The organism is Pseudomonas sp. Tun-23181 (assembly GCF_057415455.1).
Genome location: NZ_CM171630.1, coordinates 2,723,900 through 2,744,052, shown reverse-complemented (window position 1 = coordinate 2,744,052; position 20,153 = coordinate 2,723,900). Strand labels below are relative to the sequence as shown.

The following is a 20,153-nucleotide window of genomic DNA, read 5'->3' as shown; positions in this document are numbered from 1 at the left end:
AGAGAAGTGCATGACGCAAGTCACGGTGAAAGAACTGGCCCAAGAGGTCGAGGCACCGGTAGAGCGCCTGCTGCAGCAGATGCGTGAGGCAGGTCTGCCGCACACCGACGCCGGTCAGGTAGTGACCGATAATGAGAAGCAGGTTCTGTTGACCCATTTGAAAAGTAGCCACAAGAGCAAGGTGGAAGAGCCGCGCAAGATCACGTTGCAGCGCAAGACCACCAGCACCCTGCGTGTCGCCGGTAGCAAGAGCATCAGCGTAGAAGTACGCAAGAAGAAAGTTTTCGTGCAGCGCAGCCAGGAAGAGATCCAGGCCGAGCAGAAGCGCGAGCTGGAAGAGCGCCGCGCGGCCGAGAACGCCGCCCGCGAGAAGGCCGACGCCGAAGCGCGCCAGCGTGCCGAGGAGCAGGCCCGCCGCGACGCGGCCGAGGTCGCCAAAGCCGCGCCGGCGCCTGCGCCTGCCTCTGAGCCTGCACCGGCTCCGGTAGCGGTCGAGGCACCTGCCGTCGACGAGGCCCCGCGTGCGGCCGAGCGCAAGAAGGACGACAGCCGCCGCAGCGACAGCCGTGGCCGCGACGACGACCGCCGTGGTGGCGAGCGTCGTGGCGAAGCGCCGCGTGTCTCGATCAAGGTCAAGGTCAAGGAGAAGGAAAAGGCGCCGACTCCACGTGCCGCACCGCGCACCACCGACGAAGAGAGCGATGGCTTCCGTCGTGGCGGCCGTGGCAAGGGCAAGCTGAAGAAGCGCAACCAGCATGGCTTCCAGAACCCGACCGGCCCGGTCATCCGCGACGTCACCATCGGCGAGACCATCACCGTCTCCGAGCTGGCGCAGCAGATGTCGGTCAAGGCCGCCGAAGTCGTCAAGTTCATGTTCAAGCTCGGTACCCCGGTCACCATCAACCAGGTGCTTGACCAGGAAACCGCCCAGCTGGTAGCCGAGGAACTGGGCCACAAGGTGACTCTGATCAGCGATACCGCCCTGGAAGACTCCCTGGCCGAATCGCTGAAGTTCGAAGGCGAGATCGAGCCGCGTGCGCCGGTAGTGACCGTCATGGGCCACGTCGACCACGGCAAGACCTCGCTGCTCGACTACATCCGTCGCGCCAAGGTCGCCGCGGGCGAGGCCGGTGGCATCACCCAGCACATCGGTGCCTACCACGTGGAAACCGATCGCGGCATGATCACCTTCCTCGACACCCCGGGCCACGCCGCGTTCACCGCGATGCGTGCCCGTGGTGCCAAGGCCACCGACATCGTCATCCTGGTGGTGGCGGCCGATGACGGCGTGATGCCGCAGACCATCGAGGCCGTGCAGCACGCCAAGGCCGCCGGTGTTCCGCTGGTGGTGGCCGTGAACAAGATCGACAAGCCGGGCGCCAACGACGAGCGTATCCGCAACGAGCTGGCCGTTCACGGCGTGACCTCCGAGGAGTGGGGTGGCGACACCCCGTTCGTCAAGGTTTCGGCGAAGATGGGCACCGGTGTCGACGACCTGCTCGAGGCCGTGCTGCTGCAGGCCGAGATCCTCGAACTCACCGCCACCCCGACCGCGCCTGGTCGTGGTGTCGTGGTCGAATCGCGCCTGGACAAGGGCCGTGGCCCGGTGGCCACCATCCTGGTCCAGGACGGTACCCTGCGCCAGGGCGACATGGTCCTGGTCGGCTCCAACTATGGCCGCGTGCGCGCCATGCTCGACGAGAACGGCAAACCTGTGAAGGAAGCCGGCCCGTCGATCCCGGTCGAGATCCTCGGCCTGGATGGCACGCCGGAAGCCGGTGACGAGCTGTCCGTGGTCGCCGACGAGAAGAAGGCCCGCGAGGTCGCCCTGTTCCGCCAGGGCAAGTACCGCGAGGTCAAGCTGGCCCGTGCCCACGCCGGCAAGCTGGAAAACATCTTCGAGACCATGGGTCAGGAAGAGAAGAAGACCCTCAACATCGTCCTCAAGACCGATGTGCGCGGCTCCCTCGAGGCGCTGCAGGGCTCGCTCGGCGGCCTGGGCAACGACGAAGTGCAGGTCCGCGTGGTCGGTGGCGGCGTCGGTGGTATCACCGAGAGCGATGCCAACCTGGCCCTGGCGTCCAACGCGGTGCTGTTCGGGTTCAACGTGCGTGCCGATGCCGGTGCGCGCAAGATCGTCGAGCAGGAAGGTCTGGATATGCGTTACTACAACGTGATCTACGACATCATCGAAGACGTCAAGAAGGCCCTGACCGGCATGCTCGGCAGCGATGTCCGCGAGAACATCCTGGGTATCGCCGAGGTGCGTGACGTGTTCCGTTCGCCGAAGTTCGGCGCCATCGCCGGCTGTATGGTCATCGAGGGTACCGTGTACCGCAACCGTCCGATCCGCGTACTGCGCGAGGACGTGGTGATCTTCGAAGGCGAGCTGGAGTCGCTGCGTCGCTTCAAGGACGACGCTGCCGAGGTTCGTTCGGGCATGGAGTGCGGCATTGGCGTCAAGAGCTACAACGACGTCAAGGTCGGCGACAAGATCGAAGTCTTCGAGAAAGTCCAGGTGGCCCGTACCCTCTGAGGCGCGGGCATGGCGAAAGCCCCGCCCCAGGGCGGTCGGCGGAGCCTCTGAAGGTGGCGCCCGGTCAGGCATGAGCCTGTCCGGGCGTTTGCCGCTTTAGTTACAGGTAGCAAGAATGGCAAAAGAATATAGCCGTACCCAACGCATCGGCGACCAGATGCAGCGCGAGCTGGCCGAACTGATCCGTCGTGAAGTCAAAGATCCGCGCGTCGGCCTGGTGACCATCACCGCCGTCGACGTCAGCCGCGACCTGGGCCATGCCAAGGTCTTCATCACGGTCATGGGGGCGGACGGCTCCGATGCGGTCGGGCAGTCGCTCAAGGCCCTCGGTAGCGCCGCGAGCTTCCTGCGCCTGCAACTGGGCAAGGTGATGAAGCTGCGCAGCGTGCCGCAACTGCATTTCCACTTCGACGAGAGCATCAGCCGGGGCGCCCACCTGTCGGCGCTGATCGAGCGGGCGATGGCCGAAGACCGCCTGCACAAGGATGCCGACAAAGCGGACGCCGAGGAGTAACCGGTGGCCCAGGTCAAACGAATCCGCCGCAATGTCAGCGGCATCATCCTGCTCGACAAGCCCCTGGGCTTTACCTCCAACGCGGCGCTGCAGAAGGTCCGTTGGCTGCTCAACGCCGAGAAGGCCGGCCATACCGGCAGCCTCGATCCCTTGGCCAGCGGTGTGCTGCCGTTGTGCTTCGGCGAGGCGACCAAGTTTTCCCAGTACCTGCTCGACTCCGACAAGGGCTACGAAACGGTCATGCAACTGGGGCAGACGACCAGCACCGCGGACGCCGAGGGCGAAGTCCTGCAGACCCGCGAAGTGACCGTTGGTCGCGCCGATATCGAGGCCGTGCTGCCGCGTTTTCGCGGGCAAATCAGCCAGGTACCGCCGATGTACTCGGCGCTCAAGCGTGACGGCCAGCCGCTTTACAAACTGGCGCGTGCAGGAGAGGTAGTGGAGCGCGAGGCGCGTTCTGTTACTATTAGCCGCTTGGAATTGCTCGAGTGCGAAGGCACCCGCGTGCGCCTGTCGGTCGGTTGCAGCAAGGGCACCTATATCCGCACCCTGGTGGAGGATATCGGCGAAGCCCTGGGATGCGGCGCCTATGTCGCTGAACTGCGTCGAACCCACGCCGGGCCTTTCGAGCTGGCACAGACCGTGACCCTCGAGACGCTCGAGCAGGCCCATGCCGAAGGTGGCAACGAAGCGCTCGACCGCTTCCTGATGCCGTCCGACAGCGGGCTGCAGGACTGGCCACTGGTGCGTCTCTCCGAGCACAGCGCGTTCTACTGGCTGCACGGGCAGGCGGTACGTGCCCCGGATGCACCGCAGTTCGGCATGGTCCGGGTACAGGATCACAATGAACGCTTCATCGGTATCGGTGAAGTGAGCGAAGACGGGCGCATCGCGCCGCGTCGACTGATTCGGTCGGAATGACCGGAACCGCAGGCCGAGGCCCTGGCTGAAACCTGCGTAATCGAGGGTGGCTGTTAATAGGCACGGTCACGCCTCTTCTATTAATACGGGGATTCGTCCCTGGCCTATTGGAGCCCGTTCGCGGGCCCCTTGATCAGGAGAAGCCAAATGGCCCTCAGCGTTGAAGAAAAAGCTAAGATCGTTGCCGAATACCAGCAAGCCGCCGGCGATACCGGTAGCCCGGAAGTGCAGGTTGCTCTGCTGACCGCCAACATCAACAAGCTGCAAGGCCACTTCAAGGCCAACGAGAAAGACCACCACTCCCGTCGTGGCCTGATCCGTATGGTCAACCAGCGTCGTAAGCTGCTGGACTACCTGAAGGGCAAAGACACCACTCGTTACAGCGCCCTGATCGGTCGCCTGGGCCTGCGTCGCTAATAGCGGCCTGGCCAGTGGTGTGCATGGCGTGTCGCATGCTTCGGGAGCGCTGCCTGGCAGCGTTGCCGTCGGACACGCCACGCGTATCTGCGAGGTTGGCAGCCTGGTGTTGCTGAGCGGATTTTCCGCCCGGTGGCCAGGCTCCCAGCCTCGTGTTGTATCTGGACGGTCAATGGGGCCGATACCCCGTTCTGCCCAAGCATTCGCAAGAGCAAGTTCCCCCAGAGCCACTGAAAAAAGGTAGGAAACCGTGAACCCGGTAATCAAGAAATTCCAGTTCGGTCAGTCGACCGTTACTCTCGAGACGGGCCGCATCGCCCGCCAGGCGACCGGCGCCGTGCTGGTCACCGTCGACAACGACGTCACCGTGCTGGTGACCGTGGTCGGTGCCAAGCAGGCCGATCCAGGCAAGGGCTTCTTCCCGTTGTCGGTCCACTATCAGGAAAAGACCTACGCTGCCGGCAAGATCCCTGGCGGCTTCTTCAAGCGTGAAGGCCGTCCTTCCGAGAAGGAGACCCTGACCTCGCGCCTGATCGACCGTCCGATCCGCCCGCTGTTCCCCGAAGGGTTCATGAACGAAGTGCAGGTCGTCTGCACCGTGGTTTCCACCAGCAAGAAGACCGATCCGGACATCGCTGCGATGATCGGTACCTCGGCTGCCCTGGCCATTTCCGGTATTCCGTTCGAAGGCCCGATCGGCGCTGCCCGCGTCGCGTTCCATGAAAGCACCGGCTACCTGTTGAACCCGACCTACGAGCAACTGCAGGCCTCCAGCCTGGACATGGTCGTCGCCGGTACCGAAAGTGCCGTGCTGATGGTCGAATCGGAAGCCAAGGAGCTGACCGAAGACCAGATGCTGGGTGCCGTCCTGTTCGCCCACGACGAATTCCAGGTCGTGATCCAGGCCGTCAAGGAACTGGCCGCCGAAGCCGGCAAGCCGACCTGGGACTGGCAGCCAGCCGCCGCCAACACCGAGCTGCTGAACCTGGTGCGCGCCGAGTTCGGCGAGGCCATTTCCCAGGCTTACACCATCACCCTCAAAGCCGACCGCTACAACCGCCTCGGCGAGCTGCGCGACCAGGCCGTCGCCCGCCTGTCCAACGAAGAGGCTGGCCCGACCGCCGCGCAGATCAAAGAGATCTTCGGTGAGCTGGAATACCGCACCGTCCGCGAGAACATCGTCAACGGCAAGCCGCGTATCGACGGCCGTGACAACCGCACCGTGCGTCCGCTGAATATCGAAGTCGGCGTACTGCCCAAGACCCACGGTTCGGCCCTGTTCACCCGTGGCGAAACCCAGGCCCTGGTCGTCGCGACCCTGGGCACCGCCCGTGATGCGCAGCTGCTGGACACCCTGGAAGGCGAGAAGAAAGACGCCTTCATGCTGCACTACAACTTCCCGCCGTTCTCGGTGGGCGAGTGTGGCCGCATGGGTGGTGCCGGCCGTCGCGAGATCGGTCATGGCCGCCTGGCCCGCCGTGGCGTCCAGGCCATGCTGCCGAGCGACGACGAGTTCCCGTACACCATCCGCGTGGTTTCGGAAATCACCGAATCCAACGGTTCCAGCTCCATGGCCTCGGTCTGCGGTGCTTCCCTGGCACTGATGGACGCTGGTGTGCCGATGAAGGCGCCGGTGGCCGGTATCGCCATGGGCCTGGTCAAGGAAGGCGACAAGTTCGCGGTCCTGACCGACATCCTGGGTGACGAAGACCACCTGGGCGACATGGACTTCAAGGTAGCCGGTACCGCCAAGGGCGTCACCGCGCTGCAGATGGACATCAAGATCAACGGCATCACCGAAGAGATCATGGAAATCGCCCTGGGCCAGGCCCTGGAAGCGCGCCTGAACATCCTCGGGCAGATGAACCAGGTGATCGCCCAGTCGCGCAGCGAGCTGTCGGCCAACGCCCCGACCATGCTGTCGATGAAGATCGATACCGACAAGATCCGCGACGTCATCGGCAAGGGTGGCGCCACCATTCGAGCCATCTGCGAAGAGACCAAGGCCTCGATCGACATCGAAGACGATGGCTCGATCAAGATCTTCGGCGAGACCAAGGAAGCTGCCGAGGCCGCCCGCCAGCGCATCCTGGGCATCACCGCCGAGGCCGAGATCGGCAAGATCTACGTCGGCAAGGTCGAGCGCATCGTCGACTTCGGTGCCTTCGTCAACATCCTGCCGGGCAAGGACGGTCTGGTGCACATCTCCATGCTCAGCAACGAGCGTGTCGAGAAGGTCACCGACGTGCTGAAGGAAGGCCAGGAAGTCGAAGTACTGGTGCTGGACGTGGATAACCGCGGCCGCATCAAGCTGTCGATCAAGGACGTTCCGGCTGCCAAGGCTTCCGGCGTCTAAGCGACACGGCTGACGAAAAAGACCCTGCGATCCCTTTTGGGGACGCAGGGTCTTTTTTTAGCTGCAAGCTGCCAGATGCAAGAAAGAGGCAGGCGGCGATCATGAGGGCCGAGCGCTGTCAGGGCATTCTGCGCCGATCAGCTTGAAGCTGGAAGCTTGCGGCTTGACGCTCGGGAGGACTTGCATCTTGCATGCAGGATTGTGCCAGGGCTTGCAAAATGCACGACCAAGAGGGCAAGTGTTTTTTGTAAGCCTTTGATTTAAAAGAAGTTAAGCGAACCGGAAAAGCTGGCACACGCCGTGCAACATCACTCATACCTGACGCCAGGAATCTCGGCGCAGACCTTTCGAAAAACAGGAGTGTCTCGTATGAAGAAGTTCGCCATTGCTGCCGCTACTGCTACCGCTCTGACCCTGACCATGGCTAACGCGGCATTCGCCCAACAGCCCGCCCAGGCCCCGATGATGCTGGCGGCCGGTGAGGTGACCAAGACCAAGGAAGCGGCCTCCGATACCTGGATCACCACCAAGGTCAAGGCCGACCTGATGACCGAGAAAGGTATTCCTGGCAGTGACATCAAGGTCGAAACCAACAAGGGTGTGGTGTCCCTGTCGTCCGATGTGGCCATTACCGCGTCGCAGAAAGAGCAGGCGATCGCCATCGCCCAGAAGATCGAAGGCGTGCAGGCCGTGTCGGCTGACGGTCTGAAAGCCGAATAAGGGATTGTCCCGTCGGCCAAAGGGAATTGGCCATCCTAATTCCTGGGGCGCGAAGCGGCCCCAGGCTCTCTCTCACCCCACCGGATTACGCACCACCACATCGCTCTCGAAACATACCTGCTCGACGATCAACGGCTCCACCAACGGCCGGCTGTCGCGAAAATGCGCAGTCTGGGTATGCGCCTCGTACGCCGCATCGTCGCGGTAGATCTCGTACAGGTAGATCACATCCGGATCCTCGCGATCCTGCGACACATCGAACACCAGGCAACCGGGTTCGTTGGCCACCGAGGCAGCGGCATTGACTTTGATGGCATTGAGAAAATCTTCGGCGCTGCCAGGCTTGACGCGGGTCTTGATGAACAGACTGTACACAGGACGTTCCTTTTGTTTTAAATTCGTTTCTGAATTGTATACAAAAAAGGAATCGCGTCCATGTCCGAACTCCCTGTCCGCCCCGGCCGCCTGAACGGCCTACGCCACCTGGCCCTGCTGGTGCCGAACCTGGAAGAGTGCGAGCGCTTCTACGTCGACCTGCTCGGCATGGAAGTGCTGCACCGTGCCAATGAAGACCTGGTCTACCTCACCTGTGGCAACGACAACCTATCCCTGGGGCGCGGTGCCGGCGCCGCCAATGGTTTGCAGACCCTGGACCACTACGGTTTCATCGTCGACAGCGTCGAGGAGCTGGAGGCCTGGTATCAGTACTTCAAGGCCCATGGCGTGACCCTGCTGGACCGTCCCTTCGACCATGGCGACGGGGCGCGCAGCTTCCACCTGCTCGACCCGGCAGGGAACAAGGTACAGCCGCTGTATCACCCGGCGGTGTCCGGGCAGCGGCTGGTCTGAGCAGGGTGTTGGATGTGGGGTAGTTGGGGCGCGAGGCGCCCCAGATTGACGCGTCTGGCTTACTCGGCGTCCAGGTGCATGGGCGTGATCACCCGGCCATCGGCCTCGGCCTGGCCGAGCGTGGTATCGAGGAAGTACACCCGGTCGTCTTCCAGCTGGCCCTTGTCCACCAGGTAGTCCTTGATGCTAGCGGCTCGGGCCTGGCCCAACTGACGCAACAGTGCGGCGTTCTCGGCCCAGGATTTGATCACTGCTTCACGCAACTTGGTGGTGCGCTCGTCGCGGCTCAGCTCCTGCCATTCGGCAGGTGGCTGCTGCTTGAGGCGGGTGCGGTAGATGCCTTCGAGCATGGCGGGCTTGTCATCCTCGTCGACTTCCAACAGGGAGGCGTTGGCCGGTACCTTGTCACCGCGTCGCTGCAGGATCTTGTACCAGATGGTCTGGTATTCGCGCTCCAGGCGCTCCTGGGCAATCAACGGGCCATCGCTGCTCTGGGCGCTGGTTCCCTCGATCTCCAGGCGCAGTTCCGGCCGCTCCTTGAGGGCGGCGGCCAGCTTGTCCAAGGCCGATTGGGCGTCGCCGCTCAGTTCGCTGGAGCCGGCCGTGAAGGCTACGGTGCCGAGGTCCTCCGCTCCCCCTCCGGCGACCAGCCCGCCGATGAACTTGAACGGCGCCTGAGCCGCGCGTAGGACCAGGTTGCGCAAGGTTTGCCAGACGATCGGCATGACGCTGAACTCAGGGTTGTTCAGGTCGCCGGACACCGGCAGCTCGATGGAGATCTTGCCCTCGGTGTCCTTGAGCAAGGCCACCGCAAGGCGGATCGGCAAGTCCACGGCGTCCGGGCTGTCGACTTTCTCCCCCAACTGCAATTGCTCGACCACCACCTTGTTCTCGGCCTTGAGCTGGCCATTGGTGATCAGGTAGTGCAGGTCGAGGTTGAGCCGGCCCTTGCGAATGCGAAAGCCCGCGAACTTGCCGGAGTAGGGTGTCAGGGTGGTCAGCTCGACGCGCTTGAAGCTGGTCGCGATATCCAGGCTGGCCAGTGGGTTGAACGGGTTGAGCGCACCTTTGATGGTCACCGGGGCGTAGCGGTCGACCTTGCCCTTGACGTCCACCTTCGCCGGTGCCGGCTTGCGGTTGTCGATGGTGCCGATCTGGCCGTTGAGCTGCTGGATCGCCGTGGCGAAGTGGGGCCGCAGGGTCAGGTCGGCGAAGTTCGCCGAGCCGTCGTCGATGTCGATCCCGCCGATGCGGATGCCCAGCGGTTTCTCGGCGCTGGCATTGGCCTGGCTGGGAGCGGGCGCGGGGCTGGCCGGTTGCGGGATCAGCAGGTCGTCGACGTTGGTGGTGCGATCCTCGTTGATGATGAAGCGCGCATAGGGCTGCAGCAGGCTCACCTTGTCGATCGACAGGGCATCGCCGTGGACATAGGACAGGCCGTCGAGGTCCAGCCGCTGCCATTTGACGAAGTCCCGGTCCTTGAGGGTATCGAGGGTGTGCAACTGGCTGACCTGGGCCTTGCCGCCAACGCTGAAGGCCAGTGGCTCGGTGCTCTTGAGATCGACCTTCAGGTCGCTGGCGAGCATGCCGCTGCGCAGCTCCAAGCGGATGAACGGGCTGATGTAGGCCTGGGCCACGCGCAGGTCGATGTCGCGGGTGCTGACGTCGAGCTTGGCGGTGACCGGGTCCAGGTTCACCTGCCCCGCGGCCTGCAGCTTGCCCTGCTTGCCGACGCCGGTGTCGAGCTTGAGGGTGAAGGGTGACTGGTTGAGGCTGTCGAAACCCTGCACGTCGAGGTTGAGCGGGCCGACGTCCAGCGCCACGGGTTCCTTCTGGCTACGGTCGGCCAGGTGCACCAGGTAGTTGCGCAGTTGCACGTCCTTGAGCAGCACCTGCCAGGGTTTGGCAGGGGCTTTCGCGGCATTTTCCTCGGGGCTGGGCTCGGCGGCGGCCGGTTCGGTCTTTTCCTGTGGGGTGGCCTTGGCCGGTTGGCTGGCGAACAGCTTCTGCCAGTCGAGCTGGCCGTCGGCTTCCAGCGCGGCCCAGGTTTCGAGTTTTTCGCTGCGCACCTTGCCGACGGTGACCAATTGCTTGGCCAGGTCGATGGACGTCTCGCTCACCTCCAGCGTGGCCAGGCGCGCCAGTGGGCGACCGTCCGGGGCCTTGATGGCGAACGGCGCGATGCGTACCGAGGTCTTGTCCAGCAACAGCTCGGTTTCCTTGGCCAGGTTGAGTTTGTAGTGGGCATCGAGGCTCACCACGCCGTCCTCCAGCACCAGGGGCACGGCGTCGCGCACGTAGGGCCAGAAGGCCTTCATCTTGCCTTCGGTGACCTTGAGGGTGCCTTCCGAGGCGATGGGCGCCAGGCTCAGGGTGCCGCTCCAGTCGATACGGCCGCCGTTCGGGCCGTTGGCCACCAGGCTCATGTCGGCGTTGTCGTCCGGCAGGGTGCTGAGGTTCTTCAGCTCCAGGTTCATGGAGTCGTAGAGGAACTCGATGGGCTCGCTCGGGCGCAGGTCCTGGAAGTGCAGGTAGCCTTCGCTGAGCTTGATGCTGCCGATGCGCAGGGGAAACGGGTCGCCTGCCGGCTCCTGCGGCTCGGGTTCGCTGGGCGGCAGCTTGAACAGCTGGGTCAGGTTGAGGGTACCGTCCTTGGCGAACAGCACCTCGCTGCGCGGCTTGTCCAGTTCGACCGCCTCCAGGTGCAGGGCTCCGGTCCACAGGCTGTCGAGCGAAAGATTCGCATACAGGCGTTCGAAGCCCACCTGTTCCTTGCCGGGCTCGCCGATCTGCAGCCCGTGGAGGGTGAGTTCGAGGCTGAACGGGTTGAGCTCGATGCGCTGCAAGTGCGCCGGCACCGTGGCGTACTGGGCCAACTGCTGGTTGGCGATACGCAGGCCGACGCCGGGAAGAATGAAAAAGCCGAGCAGGCTGTACAAGGCTACGATGGCCAGCAAGGCGCCGAGGGCGCGTGTCAATCCTTTGGGCATGTATGGCGTCATCTATCTGGAGCAGGGGTGCCTTGGAGTATGGCACGTTAAAACGGTTCCAATGAAACGAGCAGAATAGCTCACTCGATGCCCATGCGCCGCCTGGCACGGTGCGCCGAACCGTCGCGCATGGCCCAGCGCAGCACTGGCGCGGTACGTTCGATGCCCAGGCGGATCATGCGGCGCTGCAAGGGGCCCTGGTGCAGGTCGAGCATTTCACGGGCCCAGTCCGGCAGCAGGTCGATGCCGGCACGCAGCATCAGCTTGCCCACCGGTTCGGCCAGGCGGCTGGGCGCGGGCGCTTCGAGCAGGATCTTCATCACTTCATGACTGCGCGCATCGCACTGCAACTGTGGGCGCATGCGTCGCAGGTAATCGTCCACCTGGCGACAGGAGCGCGGTACGTCGCGTGCCCCCAAGCGTTCGGCGATCAGGGCGATCTCGTCGTAGTAGCTGTCCTGGTCGGCGAGTGAGAGGTTGGGGTTGCGGTAACGCAGGTGGGCGGCGAGGAAACTGCTGACCTCGGCGACGTGGACCCAGGTCAGCAGGTCAGGGTCGCTGGCGGCGTAGGAGCGGCCATCGGGCGCGGTACCGACCACTTGGAGATGGATGGTGCGGACCTTGTCGATCAGCCATTCGGCGTCGCGGGTCGAGCCGAAGGTGGTGCCGGAGATGAACTGGCTGGTGCGGCGCAGGCGGCCGAGCAGGTCCTGGCGGAAGTTGGAGTGGTCCCAGACCCCGGCCAGGGCCAGGGGGTGCAGCAACTGCAGCATCAGGGCGCTGATGCCACCGACCAGCATGCTGGGAAAGTCGCCGTGCACCTGCCAACTGATGCTCTGTGGGCCGAACAACCCCGGATCGCCCTTGGGCGACTCCAGGTCGAGCTGGCCGAGGGCCAGCCCAGTAAGGCTCATGACCTGGGTTTCGATGCGGCGGCGTAAGGTTTCCATGGTGACCTGCTGTAAAAGGCAGCCCGCCATGGAGCTGCCGTCATTGATTCAAGCGTTTGTCGATCAGCCCCTGCACGACGCTCGGGTCGGCCAGGGTCGAGGTATCGCCGAGGTTGTCCAGCTCGTTGCAGGCGATCTTGCGCAGTATACGCCGCATGATCTTGCCCGAGCGGGTCTTGGGCAGGGCCGGGGCCCACTGGATCAGCTCTGGCTTGGCGAAACTGCCGATCTCCTTGCTGACCAGGGCCAGCAGTTCGGCCTTGAGCGTGTCGTCCGGGGTGACGCCGTTCATGGGCGTGACGAAGGCGTAGATGCCTTGCCCCTTCAAGTCGTGGGGGTAACCGACCACCGCGGCTTCGGCGATGCTGTCGTGCAGCACCAGGGCGCTTTCCACCTCGGCGGTGCCGATACGGTGGCCGGAGACGTTGATCACATCGTCGACGCGCCCGGTGATCCAGTAGTCGCCATCAGCGTCGCGGCGAGCGCCGTCGCCGGTGAAGTAATAACCGGGCATGGGTTTGAAGTAGGTGTCGACCATGCGCTGGTGGTCGCCGTAGACGCTGCGGATCTGCCCCGGCCAACTGGCCTTGATCGCCAGCAGGCCGGCGCCGGGGCCTTCGATGAGCGTGCCTTTGTCGTCCAGCAGCACCGGTTGCACGCCGAACAGTGGCTGGGTGGCGCAGCCTGGCTTGAGCTGCCGGTTGCCCGGCAGCGGGCTGAGCATGATGCCGCCGGTTTCGGTCTGCCACCAGGTGTCGACGATCGGGCAGCGCTTGAGCCCGACCTCCTCGAAGTACCATTCCCAGGCTTCGGGGTTGATCGGTTCGCCCACGCTGCCGAGCAGGCGCAGGCTCTGCCGCGAGGTGCCCTGCAAGGGGCCTGTGCCTTCGCGCATCAGAGCGCGCAAGGCGGTGGGCGCGGTATAGAAGATGTTGACCTGGTGCTTGTCCACCACCTGCCAGAAACGCGAGCTGTCCGGGTAGTTCGGCACGCCTTCGAACATCAGCGAGATCGCCCCGTTGGCCAGTGGGCCGTAGACGATGTAGCTGTGGCCGGTGACCCAACCGACGTCGGCGGTGCACCAGAACACCTCGCCGTCGCGGTAGTCGAACACCACCTGGAAGGTCAGGGTGGCCTGCAGCAGGTAGCCGGCGGTGGTGTGCAGCACGCCCTTGGGTTTGCCGGTGCTGCCGGAGGTGTAGAGGATGAACAGCGGGTCTTCGGCCGCCATGGCTTCGGGCGGGCAGTCGTCGCCGGCCTTTTCCGTGGCCTCGTGGTACCAGAGGTCGCGGCCCTCGCTCCAGGCCACCTCGGCGCCGGTACGGCGCACCACCAGCACGCTGCTGACGTCGGGACAACTGGCCAGGGCCTTGTCCACGTTCTGCTTGAGCGGGATGCGCTTGCCGCCACGGATGCCTTCGTCGGCGGTGATGACGGTACGGCAGTCGGCATCGAGGATGCGATCGCGCAGGGCATCGGGCGAGAAGCCACCGAACACCACCGAATGGATGGCGCCGATGCGCGCGCAGGCGAGCATGGCATAGGCGGCTTCGGGGATCATCGGCATGTAGATGCACACCCGGTCGCCTTTGCCGACCCCGCGCGCCTTGAGCGCGTTGGCCAGGCGGCAGACCTGGCGGTGCAGCTCGCGGTAGCTGATGGCCCTGGAGTCGTTCGGCTCGTCGCCCTCCCAGAGCAGGGCGGTCTGCTCGCCGCGTGTGGCCAGGTGACGGTCGATGCAGTTATGGCTGACGTTCAGCTGCCCTCCATCGAACCAGCGCGCAGCGCCAGTCCTGAGGTCGCACTGCTGTACAGTCGACCAGGGCTTGATCCAGTCCAGACGCTTGGCCTGTTCGGCCCAGAAGGTATCGGGATCCTCCACCGACTGGCGGTACAGGCGACGGTATTCTTCGGGGGTGAGCTGGGCGGACTGGCTGACGGCCTGGGCCTGGGGATAATCGCGGATATCGAACATGGCGGGTTGTCCTGCTCTTGTCGGGGCGATGGACTGCACGACATGCCGGCGGGCAAGGCAATGACTCGATCGCCGGCAGGATGAGGTGCAACGGCTATTCGATTGGACAGTGTAGCTATAGGAGACGTTCCTGGGTTGATGGGCCCCAACTGGCAGTTGGGGCCCAGGGAAGGGACGATCAGCCGCGGTGACGACCGCGGAAGTAGTTGATCAGCCCCTGGGTCGAGCCATCTTCGGCACTGTCTTCCAGGCTGCCGACCAGGCGCTGGTAGACCCCCTTGCCCAGCTCTTTGCCCAGTTCCACACCCCACTGGTCGAAGGCGTTGATGCCCCAGATGACGCTCTGCACGAACACCTTGTGCTCATACATCGCCACCAGCGCGCCGAGACGGCGTGGGCTGATGCGTTCGACCACCAGGGTATTGCTCGGGCGATTGCCCGGGATCACCTTGTGCGGCGCCAGCTTCTCGATGTCTGCATCGTTGAGCCCCTTGGCACGCAGCTCGGCCTCGGCTTCGGCGCGGGTCTTGCCCAGCATCAGGGCCTGGCTCTGGGACAGGCAGTTGGCATACAGCCATTGGTGATGGTCGGCCACCGGGTTGAAGCTCACCACCGGGACGATGAAGTCCGCTGGGATCAGTTGGGTGCCCTGGTGCAGCAACTGGTGGTAGGCATGCTGGCCGTTGCAGCCGACACCGCCCCAGATCACCGGGCCGGTGTCGGTCTTCACGGGCCTGCCATCTTGCAGCACGCTCTTGCCGTTGGACTCCATGTCCAATTGCTGCAGGTGCTTGGTGATGTTGCGCAGGTAGTGGTCGTACGGCAGGATCGCGTGGCTCTGGGCACCCCAGAAATTGCCGTACCACACGCCCAGCAGGGCCAGCAGCACCGGCATGTTGCTGGCGAACGGCGCGGTCTGGAAGTGCTGGTCCATGGTGTAGGCACCCGACAGCAGTTCCTTGAAGTTGGCTGTGCCGATGGCCAGGGCGATCGGCAGGCCGATGGCCGACCACAGCGAGTAGCGCCCGCCTACCCAGTCCCACATGGGGAAGATGTTCTCTTCGCGGATGCCGAAGGCCACGGCGGCGGCCTTGTTGCTCGAGACGGCGATGAAGTGGCGGTACAGCTCGGCTTCCGAGCCGCCCTGGGCCAGGTACCAGGTACGCGCGGCGGTGGCGTTCTTCAGGGTTTCCAGGGTGTTGAACGATTTCGACGAGACGATGAACAGGGTGGTCTCGGCGCGCAGGTTGGCCGACAGTTCATGGAATTCGCTGCCGTCGATGTTCGCCAGGTAGTGGCAGCGCACGCCACGCTGGGCGTACGGCAGCAGGGCCTCGGAAACCAGCTCGGGGCCCAGGAACGAGCCGCCGATGCCGATGTTCACCACATCGGTGATCGGCTTTTCGCTGTAGCCACGCCACAGGCCGTCATGGATGCGGCCGACCAGCTCGGTGATCTGGTTGAGCACCTTGTGCACTTCCGGCATCACGTTGACGCCATTCACGCTGAGCTTGTCGCCCACCGGGCGGCGCAGGGCGGTGTGCAGCACTGGGCGACCTTCCGATGCGTTGATGATCTCGCCGTCGAACATCGACCTGATGGCGTGCGCAAGGCCCACCTCGTTGGCCAGGTTCACCAGCAGGTCGCGGGTCTGTTCGGTGATCAGGTTCTTCGAGTAGTCGAGGAACAGGCCACAGCTGCTCAGGGAGAATTGTTCGAAGCGCTTGGCGTCGGCGGCGAAGGCTTCGCGCATGCTGAAGCCCTGCATGGCGTCGCGGTGTTGCTGGAGCGCCTGCCAGGCGGGCAGCGCCGTCACATCGTGGGGGGTACGGTAATACGCCATTGCGGATGTTTTCCTTGGTGCGTGGTCTGGCCTTGGACACTGGCAGTTGCTGCCAGTTGCAGGGTGGCCATCATTATAGGCATTGGCGGCTTGGGGGGAATGGGAGAGAGGAGCTGGGGCGCTGTGCGCCCCTTTCGCGACACAAGGCCGCTCCCACAGACACCGAACTGGGTTGCCTGGGGGAGCGGCCCTGTGTCGCGAGGGGCTGCGAGGGTTACGCGGTCTTTTCGTCCAGATGCACGTACAGGTTGTCGATCAAGCGGGTCGTGCCCAGGTAGGCCGCTGCCAGGATCACCAGGTCGCGATCGTCCAGCATGGCCGGGCGCAGGGTCAGGGCGTGGCGCACTTCCAGGTAGTCCGGGCGCAAGCCAGCGGCCACCAGTTGTGCCTGGCCTTCGGCGAGCAGCGCCGGGTAGTCGCGCCGCCCGCGTCGAAGGGCCTCGCCCAGTTCGCTCAGCACGCGGTACAGGGCAGGCGCCGTGGCCCGCTGTTCCGGGGTCAGGTAACCGTTGCGCGACGACAATGCCAGGCCGTCCTCGGCACGTACGGTGGGCTCGCCGATGATCTGGATCGGCATGTTCAGGTCGCGCACCATGGCGCGGATCACCGCCAGTTGCTGGAAGTCCTTCTCGCCGAACACGGCCAGGTCGGGCTGGACCATGTTGAACAGCTTGTTGACCACCGTCGCCACGCCCTCGAAGTGCCCGGGGCGGCTGGCACCGCACAAGCCTTCGGAGAGCTGCGGCACGCTGACCCGGGTCTGCACGGCCATGCCGTCGGGGTACATCTCCTCGACGCCAGGCGCGAACAGCAGGTGGCAACCGGCCTGGAGCAGGCGCTCCTGGTCGGCGGCGAGGGTGCGCGGATACTTGTCGAGGTCTTCGCCCGCGCCGAATTGCAGCGGGTTGACGAAGATGCTGGCGACCACGAAGTCGGCGCGCTGGGCAGCCTTGGTCACCAGGGCGGCGTGGCCGCTGTGCAGGTTGCCCATGGTCGGTACGAAGCCGATGCGCTTGCCCTCGCCGCGGGCACGCGCTACGGCGGCGCGCAATTCTCGGACGGTCTTGACTGTGTTCATGCGCTGAACCCGTGTTCGCTGCCTGGGAAGCTGACGTCCTTGACCGCTGCGACATAGGCGGCGAAGGCGCCCTGGATGTCCGCCTGGCCGGCCATGAAGTTCTTCACGAACTTCGGCACCCGGCCGCTCAGGGACAGGCCGAGCATGTCGTGCATGACCAGCACCTGGCCATCGGTCGCGCTGCCGGCGCCGATACCGATCACCGGGATGCCCACCGCCTGGGTGATTTCTGCGGCCAGCTCGCTGGGCACGCATTCGAGCAGCAGCATGGCCGCACCGGCCTGCTCCAGGGCGATGGCATCGGCACGCATCTGCCGCGCCTGGGCTTCCTGGCGCCCCTGGACCTTGTAGCCACCGAGCACGTTGACCGTCTGTGGGGTCAGGCCCATGTGCGCGCACACCGGCACGCCGCGTTCGGCCAGCAGGCGGATGGTCTCGGCCAGCCAGGCAGCGCCTTCGATCTTGATCATGTGGGCGCCGGCCTGCATCAGCGTGGCGCAGTTGGCGAAGGCCTGCTCGGGGGTGGCGTGGGCCATGAACGGCAGGTCGGCGAGGATCAGCGCACCGTCATTGCCACGCTTGACGCTGGCGGTGTGGTAGGCCATCTCGGCGGTGGTGACGGGCAGGGTGCTGTCATGGCCCTGCAGGACCATCCCCAAGGAGTCCCCCACCAGCAGGACTTCCACGCCGGCCTGGCTGGCGATCTTGGCGAAGGTCGCGTCGTAGCAGGTCAGCATGGTGATTTTCTCACCCTTGGCCTTGAGGCCGTGCAGGGTAGTCAGGGTTACTTCAGGCATGTAGGAAATCCTCGTTCAGGCGCTGTGAAAAACGACTGCGTACAACGCGTGTATTCATCTTCCGGAGCGGCACATCATCGCGTGTGATGTTCGGGGCACAGGTCCGTCCGAGCCTAAATAGGTGATATGCGGCACATCGGCGCCACGGGACGCCTATAGTCGTGAGCGAGGGGGGGGAAGTCAATCACCCTGTTACCGCATTGTTACGATCAGGGTGTTACTGGCGTTACCGCCAGGGGGAACGCCCGGTCTACAGGCGTTCCAGGCCGACGAACGGGCAATCTGCCAGCAGTTGCGCCAAGGCCCGGCCGTCGGCGAGGCGGAAGTCGGCCGGTACCAGCTCGGCCAGCGGGTAGAGCACGAAAGGGCGGGCCTGCATGTGGTAATGCGGGACTTTGAGGCGGGGTACGTCGATCACCTGGTCGCCGTACAGCAGCACGTCCAGGTCGAGGGTCCGCGGGCCCCAGCGTTCCTTGCGCTCGCGGCCCTGATCGTTCTCGATGGCCTGCAGGGCGTCGAGCAGGGCCAGCGGTTCCAGGCTGGTGTCCAGGGCGGCCACGGCATTGGTGTAGCGTGGCTGGCCGGGCAGCAGCGAGTCGCTGGCATAGAAGGCGGACGCCGCCGCCAGGCGGCTAGCGGCGAGGCTATCCAGCGCCCCAAGGGCGCTGCGCAACTGCTCGGCAGGATCGGCCAGGTTGCTGCCCAGGCCGATGTAGGCGCGCGTCGTCATGCTCAGTCCCAGGTCTCGTCAGTGCTGCGCTTGCGCTTTGCACCACTGCGCTTGCGCTTGCGAGGCGCAGCGGCGGCACCCTCGTCGCGGCTGCCCAGCTCGCGGATCATGTCGCGCCGCTCGCTGTCGCTGGCTTCCTGGTAGTCGGTCCACCACTGGCCGAGGTCGTCGGTCTGCTCACCGGCGCTTTCACGCAGCAGCAGGAAGTCGTAGCCGGCGCGGAAGCGCGGGTTGTCCAGCATGGCATCGGCACGTTTGCCGCTGCGCCGTGGCAGGCGCTCCTGCATGTCCCAGATCTCGCGGATCGGCAGGGTGAAGCGTTTGGGAATGGCGATGCGCTGGCATTGCTCGGCGATCAGGTCGTGGGCGGCTTCGTTCATCGCCGGGATCGGCGGCACGCCCTGGCTCTGCAGGTACAGGGCGCGGCCTGGCAAGGCCGGCCAGAGCAGGGCGGCGAACAGGAACGCCGGAGTCACCGGTTTGCCCTGCTTGACCCGCAGGTCGGTGTTGCTCAGCGCCTGGCTGATCAGGGTGTGCGTGTAGGTCGGGCGTTCTTCCAGTGCGTGGGTGCTGGCCGGGAACAGCGGGTCGAACAGTTGCAGGTCGACCAGCATCTCGAAGGAGATCGCCCCTTGGCCGGAGAGGAACAGCTTGAGGCTTTCCTCGAACAGACGCGCCGGGGGGATCTCGCGCAACAGTGGCGCCAGCTCGCGGATCGGTTGCACGGTGTGCTTCTCGATGCCGAAGTCGAGCTTGGCGGCGAAGCGCACGGCACGCAGCATGCGCACCGGGTCTTCCTGGTAGCGCTGGGTCGGGTCGCCGATCAGGCGCAGCAGGCGATTGCGGATATCGTGCACGCCGTTGGCATAGTCGAGGATGCGCTCGCTGACCGGGTCGTAGTACAGGGCGTTGATGGTGAAGTCGCGACGCTGGGCATCGTCTTCCAGGGTGCCGTACACGTTGTCGCGCAGGATACGCCCGCTGGCATTGTGCGACGAACGGTGGCTGTCGCCCTGGTCTTCTTCGGTGTGATGGGCACGGAAGGTGGCGACTTCGATGATCTCACGGCCGAAATGCACGTGGACCAGCTTGAAGCGGCGACCGATGATGCGAGCATTGCGAAACTCGGCGCGCACCTGCTCGGGGGTGGCGCTGGTGGCGACGTCGAAGTCCTTGGGCGTGATGCCCAGCAGCAGGTCGCGGACGCAGCCACCGACCAGGTAGGCCTGGTAGCCGGCGCTCTGCAGGCGCTCGACGATGCTCACCGCGTGGCGGCTGAACTGGCTGCGCTGCAGCGAGTGCTGGCTCTTGTTGATCACTTCAGGCGTGGTGCGCCTGTGGTGTTGACCACGAACGGGAGGACGGAACGACTGGAACAGCTTCTTCAGCATGGGATGCACTGTTTGAAGGAATGTTCGGCCAAGAATAGGAGAATGGCCGCATGATGGGCGGGGATTCTAGCATTTACTCGGGGAAT

The 20,153-nt window shown here is 64.6% G+C and carries 16 protein-coding genes; 7 read left to right on the top strand and 9 right to left on the bottom strand.

Features of this window, described 5'->3' with window-relative positions:
• Window positions 1–10 precede the first annotated feature (10 nt).
• From infB to ACDI39_RS13090, 6 genes are all read left to right on the top strand, one after another.
• Entirely contained in the window at window positions 11–2,536 is a 2,526-nt protein-coding gene (gene infB, locus ACDI39_RS13115) for a translation initiation factor IF-2 (protein ID WP_225790254.1), read from the top strand.
• Window positions 2,537–2,651: 115 nt separating this feature from the next.
• Window positions 2,652–3,050, top strand: coding sequence for a 30S ribosome-binding factor RbfA (rbfA, locus tag ACDI39_RS13110; protein ID WP_225790253.1), 399 nt, complete (start codon window positions 2,652–2,654; stop codon window positions 3,048–3,050).
• A 3-nt stretch (window positions 3,051–3,053) separates the two neighbouring features.
• Window positions 3,054–3,971, top strand: a complete 918-nt coding sequence (gene truB / locus ACDI39_RS13105) for a tRNA pseudouridine(55) synthase TruB (protein WP_225790252.1) — start codon at window positions 3,054–3,056, stop codon at window positions 3,969–3,971.
• A gap of 147 nt (window positions 3,972–4,118) precedes the next feature.
• Window positions 4,119–4,388 carry a 30S ribosomal protein S15 gene (rpsO, locus tag ACDI39_RS13100; RefSeq protein ID WP_225790251.1) on the top strand — a complete coding sequence of 90 codons (270 nt, stop codon included), beginning with the start codon at window positions 4,119–4,121 and terminating at the stop codon, window positions 4,386–4,388.
• 250 nt (window positions 4,389–4,638) lie between these two features.
• On the top strand, window positions 4,639–6,744 hold the full coding sequence (pnp, locus tag ACDI39_RS13095) for a polyribonucleotide nucleotidyltransferase (protein WP_225790250.1): 2,106 nt from the start codon (window positions 4,639–4,641) through the stop codon (window positions 6,742–6,744).
• A gap of 369 nt (window positions 6,745–7,113) precedes the next feature.
• Entirely contained in the window at window positions 7,114–7,464 is a 351-nt protein-coding gene (locus tag ACDI39_RS13090) for a BON domain-containing protein (RefSeq protein ID WP_225790249.1), read from the top strand.
• 72 nt (window positions 7,465–7,536) lie between these two features.
• On the opposite strand, the gene ACDI39_RS13085 is transcribed toward ACDI39_RS13090, so the two are convergent.
• On the bottom strand, window positions 7,537–7,839 hold the full coding sequence (locus ACDI39_RS13085; RefSeq protein ID WP_225790248.1) for a heme-binding protein: 303 nt from the start codon (window positions 7,837–7,839) through the stop codon (window positions 7,537–7,539).
• Window positions 7,840–7,899: 60 nt separating this feature from the next.
• Here ACDI39_RS13085 and ACDI39_RS13080 point away from each other — a divergent pair, with 60 nt between their 5' ends.
• Window positions 7,900–8,313 carry a VOC family protein gene (locus ACDI39_RS13080; protein WP_225790247.1) on the top strand — a complete coding sequence of 138 codons (414 nt, stop codon included), beginning with the start codon at window positions 7,900–7,902 and terminating at the stop codon, window positions 8,311–8,313.
• Between the two features lie 59 nt (window positions 8,314–8,372).
• Here ACDI39_RS13080 and ACDI39_RS13075 read toward each other — a convergent pair whose 3' ends face one another.
• The 8 genes from ACDI39_RS13075 to ACDI39_RS13040 form a co-directional block, all read right to left on the bottom strand.
• Entirely contained in the window at window positions 8,373–11,303 is a 2,931-nt protein-coding gene (locus ACDI39_RS13075) for a DUF748 domain-containing protein (RefSeq protein ID WP_486538854.1), read from the bottom strand.
• Between the two features lie 80 nt (window positions 11,304–11,383).
• Window positions 11,384–12,253 (bottom strand): oxygenase MpaB family protein, encoded by an 870-nt coding sequence (locus ACDI39_RS13070; RefSeq protein WP_225790245.1) that lies wholly within the window; start codon window positions 12,251–12,253, stop codon window positions 11,384–11,386.
• Window positions 12,254–12,293: 40 nt separating this feature from the next.
• Window positions 12,294–14,228: an acetate--CoA ligase gene (gene acs / locus ACDI39_RS13065; protein WP_225790244.1), complete on the bottom strand. Its 1,935-nt coding sequence runs from the start codon at window positions 14,226–14,228 to the stop codon at window positions 12,294–12,296.
• Between the two features lie 178 nt (window positions 14,229–14,406).
• Complete coding sequence (gene pgi / locus ACDI39_RS13060) at window positions 14,407–16,071, bottom strand: glucose-6-phosphate isomerase (RefSeq protein ID WP_225790243.1); 1,665 nt, start codon at window positions 16,069–16,071, stop codon at window positions 14,407–14,409.
• Between the two features lie 214 nt (window positions 16,072–16,285).
• Window positions 16,286–17,149, bottom strand: coding sequence for a pantoate--beta-alanine ligase (gene panC / locus ACDI39_RS13055; RefSeq protein WP_253091394.1), 864 nt, complete (start codon window positions 17,147–17,149; stop codon window positions 16,286–16,288).
• On the bottom strand, window positions 17,146–17,946 hold the full coding sequence (gene panB / locus ACDI39_RS13050; RefSeq protein WP_225790241.1) for a 3-methyl-2-oxobutanoate hydroxymethyltransferase: 801 nt from the start codon (window positions 17,944–17,946) through the stop codon (window positions 17,146–17,148). The genes panC and panB overlap by 4 nt, the downstream gene beginning before the upstream one ends.
• Window positions 17,947–18,196: 250 nt before the next feature.
• Window positions 18,197–18,676, bottom strand: coding sequence for a 2-amino-4-hydroxy-6-hydroxymethyldihydropteridine diphosphokinase (gene folK, locus ACDI39_RS13045; protein ID WP_253080738.1), 480 nt, complete (start codon window positions 18,674–18,676; stop codon window positions 18,197–18,199).
• A 2-nt stretch (window positions 18,677–18,678) separates the two neighbouring features.
• Complete coding sequence (locus ACDI39_RS13040) at window positions 18,679–20,067, bottom strand: polynucleotide adenylyltransferase PcnB (RefSeq protein WP_225790239.1); 1,389 nt, start codon at window positions 20,065–20,067, stop codon at window positions 18,679–18,681.
• Between the last annotated feature and the right edge of the window lie 86 nt (window positions 20,068–20,153).